Here is a 20,075-nt window from a genome sequence, read left to right as displayed (position 1 = left end):
TTAAAGCCTGCAGCGCGATCAGCGCTGCAGCTTCAGGCCCATGAAGACGCTTGTGGCGTCATATTCTCGTGTCTCGTCTGAACTGGTGCGTTTTTCATGGCGAATGCGGCCGGTGAGGCCCGCATAGCGATTGAGCCACCAGGTGGACGCTGCCTGTGCGCTCAGCGTCAGGTCATGTGCGCCATTGGCATAATCTTCATATGCCACACCGAAGGCGAGATCGCCTGAGAGATTGGCACGTAACTGGCGCGAAAGGCGCAGCGCTCCGTCGTAGAGCAGCGAGCCGCTGTCACCTGCGGCCCCAGCACTGTTAACAGTGGTATTTGCATCAAGACCAATGGTCGTTCCACGCATGGGCGACCATTCCAACGATGACGCCAAGGTCAAGCCCGATATGTCGCCGAGCCGATCGTCATCCAGTCGCTCTGTTAGCCAGCCGGCGGAAACTTCACCCTGCAGTTTTTCGGCAATGTCGAGGGAAATGCCTGCGCGCGCTCCATAGCGGTCTGCCGAGCGTGAATATCCTTCCTGGTCCAACTCATTGTCGAAGAAGCGGCGCCCGGCTTCGAGCTCAATGAAGGGCTGAAGGGTCGGCGAAAGGTGGTAGCCGGTGCGAAGTCGCATCAAGGCGAGGGTCGCATTACGATCCTCCTGGGAGAGACGGGAGCCATCAGAAAGATCGGCGTCGGAATATTGATCGCGGAGCAATTCACCCGTAGCACTCAGCGCAATGCGTCCCACATCACGCGTGATGCCTAGCGATGCGCTGATCTGGTGGCGCAACGGGTCATCTGCAGTTGCGGTCTCCGGTACGTATTCCGCGGATTCCTCCTCCACCTGATAGCCAAGCGTGGCGCGTGCCTGCCAGAGGTCGGACAGGTCGAGTTGAAGTGCTGCATCGCCGCCGGCACGGATTTCCTCGATCTCGGCGCCTGACAGGGACTGACGCATCGTCCCGAAGGCCGACAGGGTGGCTTGATGGCGGCTCCAGTCCGAGGTGGCGTCGAGGCGCAGCGTCGTTTCCGAAAGAAGCGCTTCCTCCGCATCAGCGGCATTGTCGGCATTGGTTGTGTAGGTCAGGCCCTGTTCCAGCGTGGGAATGGCATTGAATGTGCCCAGACGCAGGCCGATCGGGGCATAGGGGTTGGGATCATTGCGCCGAACCGGCACTTGCGCCGGGACAGCTGCCTGTGCAGCAGAGGCGCGCGACGGATCCGCACGGCGCTCATCCGTACGGGCCGGTGTAGTGCTCGTGGCAAGGTCATCAATCCCCGCTTCTCCGATATTTTCCTCTTCATTATTTCTGCCACGCGGTGCGGGACGTTCGGGAATGCTGATGTCGCTGAACGGACCGTGGTCGATCGCGTAATTGGGTTCGCTGGAGCCAGGAGATTGGGTGAAGGGTTCATATTCGGTCGAGGGGATGCCGGTACCGCTTATGTTGGAGAACAGTTGGCGATTGACCTGCGTATCGCTCAGACCTCCACGGAGTTCTGCCTGCTGGGCAAGGGCGTGCGTGAGCGGTGCCATGGCCGTGCCTGCAGTAAGCACCAGCCATAGACATGCATTACTGCCCTTCAACGCGTTGCGCGACATGTGCCCCCGGAAACTCTGTGACTGCAGCGCGTGGTGCGCCTTGGTAACGAAAGGGTAAAGCGGGTTGGTTAACACATGGTTGAAGTTGCCTTTGCAGCCTCACCATATAAACGCGAAGCATCATTGATTGGACATGGACGCGCGAAAGCGCTAATCGGCGATCCCATGTTGAACAGACAGACCAAACAGGGTGCGCAAGGCGCTGAGGCACTCAGCTCCGCACGCCGCACGATCGAGACCGAGCAGCAGGGTCTGGCCGCGCTTCACGCTGCGCTGGACAACGGGCTCGCGGAGCCTTTCGCGCGTGCTGTCGAGATCATCTCAGGCATTGAAGGTCGTGTGATCGTAACCGGCGTGGGCAAGAGCGGACATATTGCTTCCAAGATCGCAGCGACGCTCGCTTCGACGGGGACGCCGGCCTATTTCGTGCATCCTGTTGAGGCCACCCATGGCGATCTCGGCATGATCACGCGTCATGATGCCATCGTGGCTCTGTCATGGTCAGGTGAGACAGCGGAGCTGAAGGGCATCGTTGCCTATGCTAAGCGGTTCGCCATTCCGTTGATCGCGGTGACGTCCGGTGAGAAGTCTGCACTGGGGCGTCAGGCCGATGTGCTGGTCTGTCTGCCGAAGGTGACCGAAGCCTGTCCGCATGGACTTGCGCCCACCACCTCCACCTTGCTGCAGCTTTCCATCGGTGATGCGCTTGCCGTTGCGCTACTGGAGGCGCGAGGGTTTACCGCTGATCACTTCCGCACATTCCATCCTGGCGGTCAGCTCGGTGCGAGCCTGACCCATGTGGGCGACATCATGCATCGCGATGAGCGCATTCCGCTTGTGCCTACTGGCACAAATATGCGCGAAGCCATTCTCGAAATTTCCCGCAAGGGTTTCGGCTGTGTCGGCATTACGGACGGGCAGGGCTGCCTGGCGGGCATCGTGACCGATGGCGATCTGCGGCGGCACATGGACAGTGACATTCTGGATATGAGTGTCGATGACGTGATGACCAGAAACCCCAAGACGATCACCGGTGAGACACTGGTGGCGACTGCGCTTCAGATGGTCAATTCGTCCGCGATCACGACACTGATGGTGGTTGAGGACAGGAAGCCGGTGGGCATTGTCCATCTCCACGATCTTCTGAGGATCGGTGCCGCCTGAGGCGGCACATGGTCACTTCTCCTCCGATTCCACGACAAGCTGCGCATCGTGTGCAGCTTTCACGCGGACGCGGCTGCCTACAGGCAGGTCGGGTCCTTCCACGCGCCAGGTCGTGTCGCCAAGGCGTATCCGGCCAAAGCCATTGGTGATCGGCTCTTCAAGAACGGCGGTGCGTCCAACCAGCTGCTCGGCGCGGCGGTTCAGCAATGGCTGGTCGGTTTCTTCATCGGCCGTCCTGTCCATCAGGCGCTTGCCAACAAGTACGGCAGCAAGTGACAGCAGCAGGAATACCAGAACCTGAAGCTGCCAGCTCCAGATCTCCAGCGACCAGAGCTGAAGTGACAGGGCGCCCGTGAGTAGTGCGGCAATGCCGATCCACAGGAGAAAAACGCCGGGCACGAGGATCTCGGCTGCCAGCAGCACGAAGCCCAGCACCATCCAGTTCCACGGGCCCAATTCCGATACGATGCTGGCAATCATGAACACCGCCTATCAGTCTTGGTTCGTGGAGCGCGTGGATGGCGGGCGGGCACTGGATGCGCGGCGCACGGTTTTGGCTTCTTCACCGAACACTTCCCTGGCAATCGATCCGATCCCGCCAAGCGTGCCGATCAGGGAAGATGCCTCGAAGGGCATCAGCACGATCTTGTTGTTGGAGGACGAGCCGATGGTGGAGAGGGCCTCGGTATATTTCTGCGCGATGAAGTAGTTCACTGCCTGAACGTCCCCCATTGCGATGGCCTCCGACACGACCTGCGTCGCCTTTGCCTCTGCTTCGGCTGCACGCTCGCGCGCCTCGGCATCGCGGAACGCAGCTTCCTTGCGGCCCTCCGCCTCGAGAATTTCTGCCTGTTTCAGACCTTCCGCTTCGAGGATCTGCGCACGCTTGTTGCGCTCGGCCATCATTTGCCGGGCCATGGATTCCACGAGATTGGCTGGCGGGTTGATGTCCTTGATCTCGACGCGGGTGATCTTGATGCCCCAGGGATTGGCGGCTTCATCCACGATGCGCAGGAGACGCTCGTTGATGGCGTCGCGGTTGGACAGGAGCTCATCCAGATCCATGGAACCCATGACGGAGCGAATATTCGTCATGGTGAGGTTGAGGATCGCGTTCTCCAGGCCGGATACCTGATACGCGGCCTGCGGTGCATTCAGCACCTGGTAGAACGCCACGCCGTCCACAGCAACGGTGGCATTGTCGCGGGTGATGATGTCCTGGGTGGGAATGTCGAGCACCTGCTCCATCATGTTCATCTTCGCGCCAACCTGATCGATGAAGGGCACGATGATGTTCAGGCCGGGGGAGAGGGTGCGCGTATAGCGACCGAAGCGCTCTACCGTATAATTGAACCCCTGCGGCACCGTCTTGATGCCGGAGAAGATGAGAAGCAGTACGAGAACGACAAGAACGAGAAGAACAATATCAAAGCCGGAAAACATGCTTTCCTCCGCGAGGCTCGTGAAAATCAATGCGTGAACCTTATGATGCGGATTATGGCAGGAGCATTGCGCTCTTGTCATCAGGGATACGATCAACAGAAGGTTGCGGTGCGCTGCTGATCACAACAAAAATGCGCCCGCCTGTTCGAGCGGGCGCAATTGTTCCTGATTTTCACTTGAAGTGATCATACCCAGCCGGAGAGTTCCCGGCGGACCACTTCCTCGATCACGGCCATGCCGAGATCACTGTCGTTGAGGCAGGGGATGTGCGTGAAGTTCTCGCCGCCATTCTCATGGAATATCTCACCGGCTTCGCCCGCAATTTCCTCCAGCGTCTCAAGGCAGTCCGAGACGAAACCCGGATTGAACACGGCGATGTTCTTCACGCCATCCTTCGCCAGCTTCTCAACCGTCTTGTCTGTATAGGGCTGCAGCCATTCTTCCGGCCCGAAACGGGACTGGAAGGTGGTGATGAGCTTGTCCTTCTCCCAACCGAGCCGCTCGCGCAGGAGGCGCGTCGTTTTCTGGCAATGGCAGTGGTAGGGGTCGCCGCGTTTGAAATAGCTTTGCGGAATGCCGTGATAGGAGGCGAGAACGACATCCGGCGCGAAGTCCAGCGTTGCGAAATGGCGCTCGATGGATTGGGCCAGTGCCTCGATATAGACCGGCTCATCCTGATATGAGGGGACCGTGCGAATGGCCGGTTGGAAGCGCATCTTCTGCAGTGCCTCAAAGAACTTGTCATTCACCGTCGCAGTGGTCGTCGCTGAATATTGCGGGTAGAGCGGGAACATGACGATACGGTCGCAGCCGCGCTCAATCATGCTCCTGGTCACATCCTCGATGGAAGGATTGCCGTAGCGCATGGCCCAGTCGACAAGCACATTCTGGTGGTCCTGCAAGCTTTCCTGAAGCTTCTCGGCCTGGGAACGCGTGAAGGTGCGCAGGGGCGACTCGTTGCGCTCGTAGTTCCATATCTCGGCATAGGCCGCACCGGATTTCTGCGGGCGCTTGCTCAACACGATGCCGTGCAGGATCGGATACCAGACGGCACGCGGCCACTCGATCACGCGACGGTCCGAAAGGAACTCGCGCAGATAGCGGCGCATCGGCCAGTAGTCCGTGCCGTCGGGCGTGCCAAGATTTACGAGAAGAACGCCTACCTTGCCGATCTTAACCGGTGGGTGGGTGTCAGGAAGAGGGCCTATGCTGCGTGCTCTGGCCCTGTCGATCGATGTGGAAATGTTCATGTTTTGCCCTTTGTCCGCGCTTGAAAGCTAGCGGAGTTACAAGGGAAAACAATGGTACTTCTGGCCGCAGGCCGGTGAAAACTCGTTTCACCGGCCTTGAGCAGAAACGACTATTCCGCTGCGGGAATGACCAGCTCCTGACCAATGGTCAGTGTTGAGCGACCGTCCAGATCGTTTGCCTCGGCAATCAGCTTCCACTTCTCGCCGGAGCCGTAATATTCCTTGGAGATGTTCCAGAGGGAATCGCCACGCTCAACCGTGTGCTTGCGCTCTTCCGTCGTTGCCTCAGCCATTGCATCGGTTTCGCCGGAAGCTGCCGGTTCGGCTTCTTCGGTCGCCATTTCAGGTGCAGCAGCCTCTTCCAGCTCTTCTTCTACTGCTTCCATCACGGTGTCGGCAGCCTCGTTGGCTTCCTGAGCAAGTTCGGTTGCCGTCTCAGTGGCCGTTTCGGCGGCATCACCGACGGCTTCGGCAGCGTCGGAGGCTGCATCTTCTGCCGCAGCCCCGGCCTCAGCAGCCTCGCTTTCCGCACCTGCCATGGCATCCTCAGCCGCCTCGTTGGCGTCCTTGGCCATCTCGGTCATCGTGGATGTTGCATCAGAGGCAGCTTCACCAGCAGCATCTGCTGCATTGTCGGCCATCGCTTCCGCTTCGCCTGCAGCCGCTTCGGCACCTTCGCTGGCCTCGGCAGCTTCTTCATTGGCGTCCTTTGCCATTTCGGTCATGGCCGCAGTCGCGTCCTTGGCGGCCTCGGCTGCAATATCCGCCGCATCTTCGGCTACAGCTTCGGCTTCATCGGTCGCGGCCCCTGCAGCATTGGCTGCATCATCAAGGGCTTCTTCCGCCGCCTCTTCTGAGCCGGTCAGCGCCTTCATGGTCTGGGAGGCAGCACCCGTCATGGATTCCACCACGCCCTTGGCCGTCTCGCCGGCCTTCTCGGCCAGTGACTTGGCCTCTTCTCCGGCCTCATCCGTGGCTTCTTCAGCCGAAGCTTCTTCCTCGCCATTCTCGGCAAGATTGGTGATACGGCCATCGGTCTTCGGCTTGTAAGGCGTGTTGTCGGCCAGATAATCGGCCACGACCTGCTCCAGGCCCGGACCATAGTCATAGGCGTCCTCGGCATTTTCCGAGAACAGGGCGTATCCGTCACCACCGCCGCGCATGAAGTTGTTGGAAGCGATCATGTAGGTTTCGTCCGGCTTGATTGGCTCAAAGCCATTCTCGGTAGCAACCTGAACATCGCTGATGCGCTCGCCGGCAGGCTTGGTCGGGTCGAAGCTGTATTTCAGGCCGGAGACCTGGGGGAAGCGACCTGCACCATCCTCGATCTGGCTGACGCCGCTTTCAAGCGATTCAACGACGTCGCTGCCCTTAAGGCGGAAGGTCGCGAGCGTGTTCTGGAAGGGCAGAACCTCCAGAACCTCGCCCATGGTCACTTCGCCTGCGTCGATGGAAGCACGCAAGCCGCCGCCGTTTGTGATCGCGAACTGTACGCCCTGATCCTTCGTGCGGTCGAGCATGGCGTCGGTGACAAGGTTGCCCATCTCGCATTCGCCGGCACGGCAGTTTTCGCGGCTGCCGTCGATGGGCGCGCTTGTTTCGGCAACGACCTTGCCTTTCAGCTCCTCGATCGGACCGGCCAGCTCCTTGACGCGCTCGGAAACCTTCTCGTCGGGTGTGACGCTGGCATCAATCAGCTTCACATCGCCCTCAGCGGCAACAACAACACCTTCATCGTCAAAGGTGACTTTCAGCGCGCCGAGATATTTCGAGTAGGAGGCTGCCTGTACAACAGGCACCTGATAGCCTTCAGGGTTGTCCACCATGGTCGGGTAGGGGCCTTCGGCACCTTCCACCGTGTTTGACAGAAGCGTGTTGGAATGGCCGCCGACAACAACGTCAACGCCCGGGATCTTGGCAATGGCTTCCAGGTCTCGCGGATAGCCGACATGGGTGAGGGCTATGATCTTGTTGGCACCTTCCGCCTTCGCCTTTTCGACGGCAGCGGTGATACCCTCTACGTCCTCGATGATATCGACATGCTCGCCAGGGGAAGAAAGTTCGGCAGTGTCGTTTGCCACGGCACCCACGATGGCGATCTTCTCGCCGCCCTGTTCGAGGATCACATATTCCTTGACCTGGTCACCGAGCGCGGAAGCCTCCTGCGCCTTAATGTTGGAGCCCAGAACGGGGAACTCAACTTTGCCGAGGAAGGTCGCGAGTCCATCTTCGCCGTCATCGAATTCATGATTGCCCACCACCATGGCGTCGGTGCCCATCAGATTGAGGAATTCAGCCTCAACCGCGCCCTTGTAGGTGGTGTAGAAAAGCGAGCCCTGGAAGTTGTCGCCGGCATTCAGGAAGAGGACGTTCTGACCATCAAGCTCCTCGCGGGTCTCACGCACTGCCGTCACGAGACGTGCTGCGCCACCGAAACACTTGCCCTCTGTTTCGTCCTCGGCTGAGCATGTGGAGTCGTATTTGTTGATGGATTCAACGCGGCTGTGCCAGTCATTGATATGAAGGATGTTCAGCGTGTAGTCGGCGAAGGACGATGTCGCTGAAAGAGCCAGAACGGAACTCGTCGCGGCGAGCAGGGCCAGTTTCTTCATATAAGTTCTCCCTTGGGCAAATCTGTTTTCGACAAGTGGACAGGAGGAATTTCAGCTGTTCACGAGCGTTGATCCTGTCGTCCTGTCGGCGCGCGTTTTTTGCGTTTTTAGTCGGGCACCATGTCAGTTGAGTTACAGACTGAAATCATGTTCACACTGCCAGCTTGGTGATGCAAGAAAAACCTCGCACCCGTTGAAGATGCGAGGCAAAACGCCAGTTGCGGCAAAGGGTTGCGAAAATCAGCCGGCGTAATTGCGCTCGTCGGCGATGACCTTTCCGTCATTGGGCAAGCCGTCAGGTCCGGCCTTCTCAACACGCGCGCTGAGGCCTGTGATATCCTTCATGCTGGCCGCGATCGCATTGATATCGGGTGAAGTATTGCTACGCGCTTCCACAAGCAGTGACAGGGCGTCGGTCTCATTTTCCCGGGTGACGATCAGCCGGGCGCGAGCGACTTCATCGTGCCTGCGCAGAAGTTCGGCCACCTGCTTGGGGTCCACGAACATGCCCTTGACCTTGGTTCGCTGGTCGGCGCGACCCATCCATCCGCGGATGCGCCGGTTGGTTCGCCCACAGGGACTTGGCTCTTCCATGAAGGCGGAAAGGTCTCCCGTTCCCAGGCGGATCATCGGATAGAGCGGGTTGAAGGTGGTTACCACCACTTCGCCAACTTCCCCATCGGGCACCGGCTCGTCGGTTCCGGGACGCACGATCTCGACGATGATGTCTTCATTTACCAGCATCCCGGGCAGAGGGTTCCCGTCGGCATCGGCGCTTTCATAGGCAATGACGCCGCATTCAGCGCTGGCATAGCACTGCATCACCTTGACGCCGCGCGAGGCATATTCTTCGCGGAGGGAGGGGAAAAGTGCGCCGCCTGAAACAAGGCCGTGTTTGAAGCTCGTCAGGTCGTGGCCAGTTTCGGTCGCCTTGTCGAGCATGATCTTGAGAAAATCGGGCGTGCCGCAATAGACGCTGGGCTTCAGGCTGGCAGCAGCTTCAACCTGCATCAGTGTATTGCCGATGCCGGCGGGGAAGACGGTGCAGCCAAAGGCGCGCGCACCTTCATCCAGAATGAAGCCTCCCGGCGTCATGTGATAGGCAAAGGCGTTGTGGACCAGTGCGCCCGGACGGATACCGGCTGCGAAGAAGGCACGTGCCGCATTATACGGGTCGTTTCCAGGCGGCTGGATCTCGAATATGGGCCCCGGGGACATGAAGACGCGGCCGCCGGTGTCAGGCCGATTTGCGGCGAAGCCGCCAAAGGGCGGATTGTTCTTTTGATGTTCGAGAAGTTCGGATTTGCGGAGAACCGGAATGCGGGCAAGGTCGGCGCGGGTGCGCAAGGCGTCTGCATCCACCCCGTTCAGGCGCTCGGCCCAGGCTGGAGAAGCAGCTGTGGCTGTATTGAGGAAACCTCTCAGCCGTTCAAGAAGTGCCGCTTCGCGTGCGGTCCGGTCGCGGGTTTCGTTCTGATCGAAAAAAGCTGCCATTCGGTTCTCCCCTCCCTGAGGCGGGAGGGAGTATCGCAACGCTTCAAGCGCCTGCGCAAGACGAATGATGCGCAGACCGGTTCTGCAACATGGCTCGAGGCAGCCTTGCTCCGCGCTCGACTAGCTGCGGCGGGTCAGGACGAAGTTCTGGCCGCTGGCATTGGTGCAGTTGAGCTGCTGGTTCGAAACCATCGAGCAATTGACCGAGGTCTGCGTCTGGCGGATCAGGGACGTCATGTTGATAGAGACTTCATTGGAGCCGCGCATCTGGTAGCTGCCTTCGGAAAGCTTGGCTCCCGTGTCGGTAGCAACCGAAGTAAAGCGGCCATTGGAGAAGGTGGAGATGGCCACGCCCTGCTGATCCATCCACTGGCCATCGATGGCCGGGCCAGAGCGTACCGCGATCTCGCGCGGCGCCGGTGCGACACAGGCTGAAAGTGCGGCGATGAGCGGTACAACTGCTGCAATCGAGGCAGTCTTGCGAATATTGACCATGCTGGCCTCCTCACTGAACAGATATTTTGGATTGCCCCATTTCGGCACAAAAGCAAGCAAAACTTGCTGCTTATGGGACTATCGCACCAGGATGTTGCGGAATTGCCATGCGTCACTTTCGTCCAGATCTTCGGCAAAGAGACCCGGTCGCCCTTCGAGCGGTGTCCAATCCGTATAGTAGCCATTGACCGGTCCGAGATAGGGCATTTGAACCTCCAGGCAACGCTGGAAATCCATTTCGTCAGCTTCAACTATGCCCATCTGCGGATTTTCGAGCGCCCATACCATTCCCGCCAGTACGGCTGAGGAAACCTGAAGGCCGGTTGCATTCTGATAGGGTGCCAGCTTACGCGCTTCTTCCAGCGTCAGTTGCGAGCCATACCAATAGGCATTGCGGTCATGGCCATAAAGAAGAACGCCGAGCTCGTCCGCGCCATCCACCAGTTCGTCTTCCTCAAGCACATGCTGTTCAGGCTGCGCCTTGCCGCCTGCGCCGAACATTTCGTGCAGGGAAAGAACCGCATCATTGCAGGGGTGATAGGCGTAGTGACAGGTGGGGCGATAGGTGGGTGTGCCACTGTCATCAAGAACGGTGAAATAGTCCGAAATCGAGATCGCCTCGTTATGCGTCACGAGGAACCCGTATTGCGGCCCGGGCGTGGGGCACCAGCTGCGCACGCGCGTATTGGCACCGGGCTGCTCTAGGAAAATGCCAGCCTTCGACCCTGCTGCGTGCGAGCGCGCATTCTCAGGCATCCATTTTTCATGGGTTCCCCAGCCAAGCTCGGCCGGTTGCAGGCCTTCGGCGATGAAGCCCTCCACGGACCATGTGTTCCAGAACACATCCATGGGCTTGGGGTTCCTGGCGCGCTGAGTGTCGCGTTCGGCTATGTGAATGCCTTTTACACCCGTTTTGTGCATGAAGCTTGCCCAGGCTTCACGATCGCCCGCAGCCGGGGTTGCAATGTCGAGCTTCAAGTCGGCTGCAAGGTTTACAAGCGCCTGTTTGACGAACCACGAGACCATTCCCGGATTGGCGCCGCAGGTGGAAACAGCTGTGGTGCCACCGGGTGCCGCACGCTTTTCCTTCAATAGCGTCTCGCGCAGCGCGTAATTGGTGCGAGACGCGTTATCGGCAGACGTGTCGTAGTAGAAGCCGGCCCACGGCTCGATAACCGTATCTATATAGAGCACACCGAGCTCCCGGCAGAGTTTCATCAGCTCGACCGAAGATGTGTCTACGGACAGGTTCACGCAAAATCCCTGCCCCTCACCGGCGCTCAGGAGTGGCGTCAACAGATCCCTGTAGTTGTGTTGGGTGACGGCTGACTTGAGAAAGCGAATGCCGCGCTCGTCGGCAAATCGACGGTTGGTCTCTGCAGGATCAATAATGACCATACGTGACCGATCAAAGCGAAAATGGCGTTCAAGAAGCGGCAGCGTGCCGCGTCCGATCGAACCGAACCCGATCATGACGATCGGCCCTGAAATCTCGCCGTAGACCGGCCATTCCTGCTCTGCCATTCACCGTGCTCCTTCAGCCACAGCTGTTCAACAGGGTGACGCCTTACACGGTTCCTCCGGACTATAAAGCGGTTTCTCCTGCCGGAGCATCCGAACGAGGTTTCAGCTTACATCAATTATACCGATATGGTATAAAAATGGCACCTAAACAGGACTGTCTGATGCAGTTTGAGTGTGAGCCGCAAAAGAGTGCAGCGAACAAGTCGAAGCATGGGATCGACTTTGACGAAGCTCAGGCCCTGTGGGAGGACGATCGCGTGGTCGTGGTGCCCGCCCGTGGCACCGATGAGCCGCGCTTCCTGGTGGTCGGGATGATTGGCGTGCAGCATTGGGCGGCCATGTGCACCACCCGCGACGAACTAATCCGGATCATATCCGTTCGGCGTGCACGCAGTGAGGAGATAGAGTTTTATGAAGGCGAGTGAACTGGACCGTCGTTTTGACGAGGGCGAAGACATCAGCGACATGATGGACTGGTCGAAGGCGCGTCGCCCAAATATCGAGACCCGACGCGTGAATGTCGATTTCCCCGCTTGGGTTGTTGCGGGACTGGATCGGCAGGCGAAGCGCTTGGGCATCACCCGACAGGCTTTGATAAAGATGTGGGTGGCCGAGCGGCTGGAATAGGTTACTCCACCAGCGCTTCCAGACCCTCTGCGGCGCGCGTTGGCTGGAACTCCGTCACCTCGTATTTTGCGACGCCATAGGCGGAGAAGGGGTCTTCGGCGATGCATGCCTCGATCGATGCGCGGTCGCCGCGCGCGAGAATGACGCCGCCTGTCCGGGGTACCTTCCGGCCGGATGCCAGGAAGACGCGTTGGTCGTAATAGCGGTTCACCCATTCCATATGGGCCTGCATATGCGGTTCCACCTCTTCCAGCGGTACCTCGTAAGTCAGCGAGATGATGAACATGCATTACCCTTCTCTTGTTTCACCCCAGTGATGCGAAGCGGGCTTTCAGAAGCGCTTCGTCATATTCGCTCTCTGCCTTGGAATCGAAAACGATGCCCCCACCCGCGTTCAACACAGCCTCCCCATCGTCAAAGAGCGACAGCGTGCGGATCGCGACATTGAACTGCGCGGTGCCGTCCGGCGCGGCCCAGCCGATGGCGCCGCAATAGGCGCCCCGCGGGCCAGTTTCCAGCTTGCGCAATATCTTCATTGCGCTGATCTTCGGCGCTCCGGTCACGGAGCCGCAGGGGAAAAGTGCCTGCATGATTTCGGCAAGGCCGGTCTGCGGCAGCAGTCTTGCGCGAACCGTGCTGACCATCTGGTGCACGGTCGGATAGGTTTCGATGCGAAAGAGGTCGGGAACGTCGAGCGTTTCGGGTTCGGTGATGCGCGATATGTCGTTGCGCAAAAGGTCCACGATCATCCGGTTCTCGGCCTGGCTCTTCACGTCGGACTTCAGGAAGTCTACATTGGCTCTGTCTTCCGCCGCGTTCTTCCCGCGCGGCATCGTTCCCTTCATCGGGTGGGTCTCGATCCAGCCGTCCGCGTCGGACTTGAAGAAGAGTTCGGGCGAGCGCGAGAGGATGGTGGGACCGCCCAGTTCCACCAGTGCGGCGTAGCGCACGGGCTGGCGAGCGCGCATGGTTGCGAAGAGCGACAGCGGGCTGCCGGACCAATCCTGCTGAAACGGGAAAGTCAGGTTCGCCTGGTAACAGTCGCCTCGCGCGATATGGTCGTGCAGGATCGCGAACCGTTCACGGTATTCGTCCAGCAACCAGCGTGGCTCGGCTGCGCCGAGCGTGGCTTGCCCTGAAGCTGCGGGCAGCGGCGAGGATGGTTTTTCGAATGCTGCCAGATGCAGGAGCGGTAGAAGACGATTGTCTGGCATGAAGGGCTGAAGTGCGGGATCGAGCGCGTAGCCCGCCTCATAGGAGAGATAGCCTGCGATCCATGCGCCGCGCTCGCGCAAAGCCTGCGCGCGTTGCAGCATGGGCAGAACATCGTCCGCATCATGCGCTACCAGATGTTCAAGCGGATCCGTGAAGGCGAGAACCTCGCCTTCAAGATCGTTTTCGAACAGGACGTAGGCCTGTCCGTCTGATGAATGCGGGCTTTGTGGCCGCGCAGCCTCAGGCATCGCGGTCCAGCGCTTCAAGCTCGTCGATCAGGCCTTCGATGACCGACAGACCCTTCGACCAGAATGCAGGATCGGAAGCATCGAGACCGAATGGTGCGAGGAGCTCGCTGTGATGCTTGGTGCCGCCGGCCTTCAGCATCTCGAAATATTTCTGCTGAAAGCCGCTCTCGGCCTGCTGGTAAACCGCGAAAAGCGAGTTCACGAGGCAGTCGCCGAAGGCGTAGGCGTAGACATAGAAGGGGGAGTGGATGAAGTGGGGGATATAGGCCCAGAAGGTCTCGTAGCCTTCGCGCAGCTTCACTGATGGCCCCAGGCTCTCCTTCTGGATTTCCACCCAGATTTCGCCCAGGCGTTCCGCCGTGATTTCGCCATCGCGACGTTCCACATGCACCTTGCGCTCGAATTCGTAAAAGGCGATCTGGCGCACGACCGTGTTGATCATGTCCTCGACCTTCTGGGCGAGCATGGCCTTGCGTTCGCGCTTGTCCCGGGTGCGGTCGAGAAGGGAACGGAATGTGAGCATTTCGCCAAAGACCGAGGCGGTCTCGGCCAGCGTCAATGGCGTGGACGCCATCAGCGCACCCTGTTCAGCGGCCAGAACCTGGTGCACACCGTGTCCCAGTTCATGCGCAAGCGTCATCACGTCACGCGGTTTGCCGAGATAGTTGAGCATCACGTAGGGATGTGCGGAAGGCACGGTCGGGTGCGCAAAAGCGCCGGGCGACTTGCCCGGACGGACCGGAGCGTCGATCCAGTTCTTCTCGAAGAAGCGATTGGCGATCTCGGCCATTTCCGGCGCAAAGGAGCTGTAGGCGGAAAGCACGGTTTCGCGCGCCTCATCCCAGCCAATCACGGCCTGCGGTGTCTCGGGAAGGGGCGCATTGCGATCCCAGTGGTTGAGCGCATCCATGCCAAGCCACTTCGCCTTCATGGCGTAGTAGCGATGGGAAATGCGTGGATATGCCTCGCGCACGGAAGTGGCCAGCGCATCGACAACCTCCCGCTCGACACGGTTGGCAAGATGGCGGGAGTCGGCGACATCCTCGAATTTGCGCCAGCGATCGCTGATCTCCTTGTCCTTGGCCAACGTGTTGGTCACCAGGGTGAAGATGCGCATATTGTCTTTCAGCGTCGCCGCCAACGCCTCTGCCGCTGCCTTGCGCTTTGCGCCATCGGCGTGCTGCAGAAGGTTCAGCGTCGGCTCGAGCGTCAGTTCCTCGCCATCGACATTGAAGCGGAGGCTCGTCATCGTTTCATCGAAGAGGCGGTTCCACGCCGAGCGGCCGGTGACGTGGCTTTCATGCAGAAGCTGCTCAAGCTGGTCATCGAGCTGGTGAGGGCGTTCCTTGCGCAAATCCATCACCCATGGGCGATAGCGAGCAAATGCCGGGTCGGCTTCCAGTGCCTTCTCCAGAAGAGCATCCTCGATCTTGTTCATCTCGAGCGGGAGAAAGAGCAGATTGGTGCTGGCATCCGTCAGCTTCTGCTGCACGTCACCATAAAACTTTGCGCGGGTCGGATTGGAGGTATCGTCAGCGTAGAGCAAACCCGCATAGGAACCGATGCGGCCATAAATCTCATCAAGCGCTTCATATTCCTTGAGCACTTCCCCCAGCTTGCCATCCGCGCCCTTGGCCGCTTCTTCCGCAAGGCGGCCTTTCCAGCGCTGCTCGAACGTCTTGGAGTCGGCGGCTGCGCGTTCAAGGTCACGTTTCAGCTCGGCACTATCCATACCGGGGTAAAGATCGTTCAGGTTCCACAAGGGAAGATTGCCAAGCGCTTCGGAATTCTTTGCGCTCTGCGAACCGGCATCGACGGCGTTTGCCGCTGGATAGGCGGAGAGTTGTGCCATAGATAGCTCCCTGAAGCTCATAACCGGCTGGATAAGGTTTCATTCACCGGGTTTGTTGAAAGCCTGTTTAGAGGGCTGTGGCATAGGTTTCCACCCTGCGTTTGAATTCGCGCACCATTTCGGGGAGGGCTGTTGCTTTAATGTCGGACAAGGTGCTGATAGTCGATGACGATCCTGCACAGCGTCGCCTGCTCGAGGCGGCCGTGCAGCGCATGGGCTTTTCGGTACTCGTCGCCTCCGACGGAAAGCATGCGCTCGACGTGGCGGGGCAGGTTCACCCCCAATCGCTCAAGGCGGTCATTCTCGATCTCATGATGCCCGGCATGGATGGGCTGGAGGTAATGGAGAAGCTGCGTGCGCGCGGCATTCAGGCGCCGGTTATTGTGCAGACGGCCAAGGGCGGCATCGAGACGGTCGTTTCGGCCATGCGCGCTGGTGCCTTCGATTTCGTAGTCAAGCCGGTCTCGCCGGAGCGTCTGGGACGCGCCCTGCGCAATGCGCTGAAGGTCGAGCAGCTTGGTGCTTCCAAGAAGGGTGCGCAACCGAAGGGTGCTGCCGGTTTCACCGTGAAGGACATCATCACCGAGAGCCCTGCGATGGAGCGCGTGCTGCGGCTGTGCCGGAAGGCTGCAACCTCTAATATCCCGGTCCTGATCGAAGGTGAGTCAGGCGTTGGCAAGGAGCTGATCGCGCGCGCGATACGCGGCGAAAGCAACAGGCGTTCGAAGCCTTTCGTGACCGTCAATTGCGGAGCCATTCCCGACAATCTCGTTGAAAGCATCCTGTTCGGGCATGAGAAGGGGGCCTTCACGGGCGCCCGCGACAAGCACCGCGGCAAATTTGTCGAGGCTCACGAAGGCACGCTCTTTCTGGACGAGATTGGCGAACTTCCACCTGAAGTGCAGGTCAAGCTTCTACGCGCCGTGCAGGAGGGTGAGGTGGACCCCGTCGGTGCCAACGGTCCACAGAGGGTGGATATTCGGCTGATCTCGGCAACCAACCGCGATCTGCTTGCGCAGGTGCGCGAGGGAGCCTTCCGCGAGGATCTGTATTACCGGTTGAATGTTTTCCCGATCATGGTGCCGCCACTGCGTGATCGGAAGGAAGACATTCCTGTGCTGGTTCAGCACTTCATTTCCCGCTTCAGCGATGCGGTGACCGGTCCGGGGGTCAAGGGTATCTCGCAACGCGCGCTGTCGCTGCTTTGCGCCTATGACTGGCCGGGCAATATCCGCCAGCTCGAAAATGCCGTCTTCCGCGCCATGGTGCTGTGCGAGGGGCATGTGCTTACCGCCGAAGACTTCCCCCAGATCCTCGCCCAGGTCGAGGGCATAGACGCCCTTGCCGAAGACGGGGAGGAGGAACGGGCCTCGCGTGCGCTGCAGACAGGTGCCGGAAGTGTGGTGCACATTGATGGCCATGAAGGCGGTGAGGCCACGCAGCCCCTTCATCCCGGCCTCATGAGAGCTATCGGCAATGATGGGCATGTGCGAAAGCTGGAGGAGCTGGAGGCAGAGATGATCCGCTTCGCCATCGCGCATTATGGAGGGCAGATGAGCGAAGTTGCCCGACGGCTGGGCATCGGTCGCTCCACGCTCTACCGCAAGCTCAAGGAACTGGGCATTGAGGGCGGACGCGGCTGACGGGGCACCTGCTACAGTCCCAGTGCATCATCGAGCCGAAATAAAACCTTGGGCTGCCGTCGCGGAGTTTTGCCACAACTTCGGCGCATTTAGTATTCATTTACCCTGACATTAGCGCCAACTGCGCCCGACATGTTGTTGCCATCCTCATACTGCATTTGTTACCCAATAAGGGTCGATTAACCATTATCGTCGAGACTTCGGTGGACCAGGGACACCAGTCTCCCAGGGGACAACTCAAGCCGACAGGCCATGTCTTGATTAGCATCGACGTACGACATCGTGAGGGGCGCGTTCAGGCTTCCCGTTTCACCCGGCTCCTCGCTGGCTTCATGCTGGCCATAGCCTCAATGGTTGCTTTCGCCCCAGCGGCGCAGGCGGAAACGCGGACGCTCAAGCTCTATTTCATTCACACGAAGGAACGCGCGGAGATCACCTACAAGCGCAATGGCCGCTATCTCTCCAGCGGTCTGAAGGAGATCAACCGTTTCCTGCGTGACTGGCGGCAGAACGAGCCGACCAACATGGACCCGCAGCTTCTCGACCTTCTCTGGGAAGTTTATCGCGCTTCCGGTGCGCGAGATTATATCCATGTTGTCTCGGCCTATCGTTCGCCCAAGACCAACGCCATGCTGCGCAAGCGCTCGTCCGGCGTTGCCAAGAAGAGCCAGCATATGCTCGGCAAGGCGATCGACTTCTACATTCCGGGCGTGAAACTCTCCACCGTCCGCAATCTCGGCCTCAAATATTCTGTCGGCGGTGTAGGCTATTATCCCCGCTCGGGCTCGCCATTCGTGCATCTTGATGTCGGCAATGTGCGCCACTGGCCGCGCATGAGCCGCAAGGAACTGGCTTCCGTCTTCCCCGATGGCAAGACCGTCCACGTTCCAAGCGACGGCAAGCCCTTGCCCGGTTACAAGCAGGCATTGGCGGATCTTGAACGTCGCAAGCGCTCTGGCGGCTCGATCCAGATCGCGCGTGACGGCGGCAATCGCGGCAAGGGACTCCTGGCTGCTCTGTTCGGCGGTGGTGCCGACGAGGAAGAGGATAATGCTGAAACCAACGCGCCACGGGCTGTAGCACGTGCCACGCCGCAGCGTGCGGTTCCGCAGCAGGCTGCACCTCAGCCGGCAGCACCACAACAGGCTGCGCCTCAACCCGATCCGACACCTGCCACCATTCTGGCCGCACTTCCTGCGCGCTCGCTTCCTGTTCCGCAGGCTGCTCCGCGTGCCAATCTCTCCGCCGGTACCCAGCTTGCTCTGGAGCAGGCCGCGCCGCCTGCGCCCGAGGCTGCACCGGAAGCCGCGACCCCGGTTGCTGCCGTACAGCCTGACGTACCCGACAATATCCCGTTCCAGACAAAGCCAATCGAGGAAGGCGCGTCTGTTGACGCGGAAACGATCCTGACGGCTGCAAACATTCCTGTTCCCACACGCCGCCCCGACTACCAGGCACCGGACAGCGGTGTGCAGCTTGCTTCGGCTGAGGCAGAGCAGGGTGCATTGCCGACAACGGCATTCGCGACACCTTCCCGTCGCCCAGCCGGGCCGGATGCCATCAACGAGCTTCTTGCACAGACGTCGGATAACGGCGATGCGCAGCTTGTTGCTGCCGCGGTCCCGGCGCCATCGCCCGCAGCGTCAGGGGTGAATGCTGCGCAACAGCTTGTGGCTCAGAAAGCTCAGGAGAAGGCAGAAGTCACGCTTGCTGCTGCTGCGGACACGGGAGTTGCCGTCGCGCAGGAGGCGGTCAAGCCCGCGGCACTGGCTGCGGCCAAGACCTCGGGCACGTCCAAACCTGAAAACAGCGTCATCGCTTCACCGCGCCTTGCCATGCTGAACAGCGGCGGCAGTGCTGCAGCACAGCGTGCGCTTGCTTCAAGCGCCCGCACAACAGCCAAGGCAGCCAAGCCGCGCCCGAGCGATGTGCCGCCGCAACCGCGAGCCATTGCAAAGCCGGTACAGACGGTCAGCGCGCGCCACGTGTTGAGCCCGGAGCCGGTGGCCCGCAAGGTTGAGCGTACTCAGGCACCATCCTTCACGCCGCAGATCGCACAGGCTCCGAGCGCGGTCTACACGACCGGCTTCCAGAAGGCGCTGGACAGCGAGAACCCCAACCGGTTGACCGGCAAGGCGATCACCTTCCTGTCGGTGGCGAAGTTCGCCACAAACTGATCTGCTCCAACAGGCAGAAACAAAAAAAAACGCCCGGTCATCGACCGGGCGTTTGTCATTGACGAATGCAGTTCCGTCAGGAGCCAGCGCCAAGCTTGGCTGCTTCTTTAGCCAAGGCTTCGATCGCATCCCAGTCACCCTTCGCGATGAGATCGTCGGGGGCAACCCAGCTGCCGCCGATGCACACGACATTGGGCAGCGACAGATAGTCGTTCGCGTTTTTCGGCGAGATGCCACCGGTGGGGCAGAAGCGCATATCCGCGATCGGGGAAGACAGCGACTTCAGATAGCTTGCGCCACCGGCCTGCTCGGCGGGAAAGAATTTCAGGACCCGATAGCCTTCATCGCGCATGGCCATGACTTCACTGGCAGTTACCGCGCCGGGAAGCAGCGGCACGCTGGACTGGCTGGCTGCGTCCAATAGTTCCTGGGTTGTGCCCGGCGAAACGATGAATTTCGAACCGGCGGATACGGCACGGGTGAAGTCCTTGCCGTTGAGGATCGTGCCTGCGCCGACAATGGCCTCGGGCACTTCATCGGCCACAAGGCGGATCGCGTCGAGCGCGGCTTCCGTGCGAAGGGTGATCTCGATCGCAGGCAGACCGCCTTTTGCCAATGCGCATGCCAGCGGTACGGCATCGGCCACACGCTCAACCTTGAGAACGGGGATCACCGGCTGACCCGTCAGGATCTCCAGCAGCGTTTCGGTTTTCTTGTTCAATACCGCCTCCTGCG

The 20,075-nt window shown here is 59.8% G+C and carries 16 protein-coding genes and 1 pseudogene; 5 read left to right on the top strand and 12 right to left on the bottom strand.

The genetic code is table 11. The features are described 5' to 3' along the window. Positions 1-18: 18 nt before the first annotated feature. Positions 19-1,530 (bottom strand): outer membrane beta-barrel protein, encoded by a 1,512-nt coding sequence (locus WA367_RS14695; RefSeq protein ID WP_336057527.1) that lies wholly within the window; start codon positions 1,528-1,530, stop codon positions 19-21. Between the two features lie 231 nt (positions 1,531-1,761). Here WA367_RS14695 and WA367_RS14690 point away from each other — a divergent pair, with 231 nt between their 5' ends. Then, positions 1,762-2,760, top strand: a complete 999-nt coding sequence (locus WA367_RS14690) for a KpsF/GutQ family sugar-phosphate isomerase (RefSeq protein ID WP_336057526.1) — start codon at positions 1,762-1,764, stop codon at positions 2,758-2,760. A gap of 12 nt (positions 2,761-2,772) precedes the next feature. Here WA367_RS14690 and WA367_RS14685 read toward each other — a convergent pair whose 3' ends face one another. From WA367_RS14685 to WA367_RS14650, 7 genes and pseudogenes are all read right to left on the bottom strand, one after another. Next, positions 2,773-3,240: an NfeD family protein gene (locus WA367_RS14685; RefSeq protein ID WP_336057525.1), complete on the bottom strand. Its 468-nt coding sequence runs from the start codon at positions 3,238-3,240 to the stop codon at positions 2,773-2,775. A gap of 12 nt (positions 3,241-3,252) precedes the next feature. Next, entirely contained in the window at positions 3,253-4,203 is a 951-nt protein-coding gene (locus WA367_RS14680) for an SPFH domain-containing protein (protein WP_336057524.1), read from the bottom strand. Positions 4,204-4,388: 185 nt separating this feature from the next. Beyond that, entirely contained in the window at positions 4,389-5,453 is a 1,065-nt protein-coding gene (gene hemH, locus WA367_RS14675; protein ID WP_336057523.1) for a ferrochelatase, read from the bottom strand. 917 nt (positions 5,454-6,370) lie between these two features. Next, a pseudogene (locus WA367_RS14665) lies at positions 6,371-8,065 on the bottom strand (bifunctional metallophosphatase/5'-nucleotidase); the annotation flags it as partial. A gap of 240 nt (positions 8,066-8,305) precedes the next feature. After that, positions 8,306-9,559 (bottom strand): phenylacetate--CoA ligase family protein, encoded by a 1,254-nt coding sequence (locus tag WA367_RS14660; protein ID WP_336057522.1) that lies wholly within the window; start codon positions 9,557-9,559, stop codon positions 8,306-8,308. Between the two features lie 120 nt (positions 9,560-9,679). Then, on the bottom strand, positions 9,680-10,054 hold the full coding sequence (locus WA367_RS14655; protein WP_336057521.1) for a hypothetical protein: 375 nt from the start codon (positions 10,052-10,054) through the stop codon (positions 9,680-9,682). 78 nt (positions 10,055-10,132) lie between these two features. Continuing rightward, a complete protein-coding gene (locus WA367_RS14650; protein ID WP_336057520.1) occupies positions 10,133-11,578 on the bottom strand; it encodes a homospermidine synthase in 1,446 nt (481 codons plus the stop codon). A gap of 161 nt (positions 11,579-11,739) precedes the next feature. Between WA367_RS14650 and WA367_RS14645 the strand changes: the two genes are divergently transcribed. Together WA367_RS14645 and brnA are read left to right on the top strand one after the other, a co-directional pair. Then, positions 11,740-12,003, top strand: coding sequence for a BrnT family toxin (locus tag WA367_RS14645; protein WP_336057519.1), 264 nt, complete (start codon positions 11,740-11,742; stop codon positions 12,001-12,003). Next, positions 11,990-12,205: a type II toxin-antitoxin system BrnA family antitoxin gene (gene brnA, locus WA367_RS14640; protein WP_336057518.1), complete on the top strand. Its 216-nt coding sequence runs from the start codon at positions 11,990-11,992 to the stop codon at positions 12,203-12,205. Before WA367_RS14645 ends, brnA begins: the two co-directional genes overlap by 14 nt. 1 nt (position 12,206) lies before the next feature. On the opposite strand, the gene WA367_RS14635 is transcribed toward brnA, so the two are convergent. The 3 genes from WA367_RS14635 to WA367_RS14625 are packed head-to-tail and all read right to left on the bottom strand — an operon-like array spanning position 12,207 to position 15,541. Beyond that, positions 12,207-12,491: a YciI family protein gene (locus tag WA367_RS14635; RefSeq protein WP_336057517.1), complete on the bottom strand. Its 285-nt coding sequence runs from the start codon at positions 12,489-12,491 to the stop codon at positions 12,207-12,209. A gap of 19 nt (positions 12,492-12,510) precedes the next feature. Continuing rightward, positions 12,511-13,668: an aminodeoxychorismate synthase component I gene (locus WA367_RS14630; RefSeq protein WP_336057654.1), complete on the bottom strand. Its 1,158-nt coding sequence runs from the start codon at positions 13,666-13,668 to the stop codon at positions 12,511-12,513. Further along, positions 13,661-15,541, bottom strand: coding sequence for a M3 family oligoendopeptidase (locus WA367_RS14625; RefSeq protein ID WP_336057516.1), 1,881 nt, complete (start codon positions 15,539-15,541; stop codon positions 13,661-13,663). Before WA367_RS14625 ends, WA367_RS14630 begins: the two co-directional genes overlap by 8 nt. A gap of 119 nt (positions 15,542-15,660) precedes the next feature. On the opposite strand from WA367_RS14625, the gene WA367_RS14620 reads away from it, so the two are divergent. Continuing rightward, positions 15,661-17,163, top strand: a complete 1,503-nt coding sequence (locus WA367_RS14620; protein ID WP_336057515.1) for a sigma-54-dependent transcriptional regulator — start codon at positions 15,661-15,663, stop codon at positions 17,161-17,163. 257 nt (positions 17,164-17,420) lie between these two features. Next, complete coding sequence (locus tag WA367_RS14615) at positions 17,421-19,340, top strand: DUF882 domain-containing protein (RefSeq protein ID WP_336057514.1); 1,920 nt, start codon at positions 17,421-17,423, stop codon at positions 19,338-19,340. A 76-nt stretch (positions 19,341-19,416) separates the two neighbouring features. Here WA367_RS14615 and WA367_RS14610 read toward each other — a convergent pair whose 3' ends face one another. Then, the gene (locus tag WA367_RS14610) at positions 19,417-20,061 is read right to left on the bottom strand and encodes a 2-dehydro-3-deoxy-phosphogluconate aldolase (RefSeq protein WP_336057513.1); all 645 of its coding nucleotides are present in this window, start codon (positions 20,059-20,061) and stop codon (positions 19,417-19,419) included. Between the last annotated feature and the right edge of the window lie 14 nt (positions 20,062-20,075).

Origin of the sequence: Nitratireductor sp. CH_MIT9313-5 (genome assembly GCF_037029545.1) — a bacterium.
Lineage (GTDB): Bacteria > Pseudomonadota > Alphaproteobacteria > Rhizobiales > Rhizobiaceae > Chelativorans.
This window is presented reverse-complemented; position numbering and strand designations above follow the sequence as displayed.

Bases quoted from the DNA above. Each gene is read 5' to 3' on its own strand.
- brnA (WP_336057518.1), top strand. From the start codon at position 11,990: ATGAAGGCGAGTGAACTGGACCGTCGTTTTGACGAGGGCGAAGACATC.
- WA367_RS14650 (WP_336057520.1), bottom strand. From the start codon at position 11,578: ATGGCAGAGCAGGAATGGCCGGTCTACGGCGAGATTTCAGGGCCGATC.
- WA367_RS14660 (WP_336057522.1), bottom strand. From the start codon at position 9,559: ATGGCAGCTTTTTTCGATCAGAACGAAACCCGCGACCGGACCGCACGC.
- WA367_RS14695 (WP_336057527.1), bottom strand. From the start codon at position 1,530: ATGGCACCGCTCACGCACGCCCTTGCCCAGCAGGCAGAACTCCGTGGA.
- WA367_RS14685 (WP_336057525.1), bottom strand. From the start codon at position 3,240: ATGATTGCCAGCATCGTATCGGAATTGGGCCCGTGGAACTGGATGGTG.
- WA367_RS14635 (WP_336057517.1), bottom strand. From the start codon at position 12,491: ATGTTCATCATCTCGCTGACTTACGAGGTACCGCTGGAAGAGGTGGAA.
- WA367_RS14680 (WP_336057524.1), bottom strand. From the start codon at position 4,203: ATGTTTTCCGGCTTTGATATTGTTCTTCTCGTTCTTGTCGTTCTCGTA.
- WA367_RS14625 (WP_336057516.1), bottom strand. From the start codon at position 15,541: ATGAGCTTCAGGGAGCTATCTATGGCACAACTCTCCGCCTATCCAGCG.
- hemH (WP_336057523.1), bottom strand. From the start codon at position 5,453: ATGAACATTTCCACATCGATCGACAGGGCCAGAGCACGCAGCATAGGC.
- WA367_RS14620 (WP_336057515.1), top strand. From the start codon at position 15,661: ATGTCGGACAAGGTGCTGATAGTCGATGACGATCCTGCACAGCGTCGC.
- WA367_RS14645 (WP_336057519.1), top strand. From the start codon at position 11,740: ATGCAGTTTGAGTGTGAGCCGCAAAAGAGTGCAGCGAACAAGTCGAAG.
- WA367_RS14655 (WP_336057521.1), bottom strand. From the start codon at position 10,054: ATGGTCAATATTCGCAAGACTGCCTCGATTGCAGCAGTTGTACCGCTC.
- WA367_RS14690 (WP_336057526.1), top strand. From the start codon at position 1,762: ATGTTGAACAGACAGACCAAACAGGGTGCGCAAGGCGCTGAGGCACTC.
- WA367_RS14630 (WP_336057654.1), bottom strand. From the start codon at position 13,668: ATGCCTGAGGCTGCGCGGCCACAAAGCCCGCATTCATCAGACGGACAG.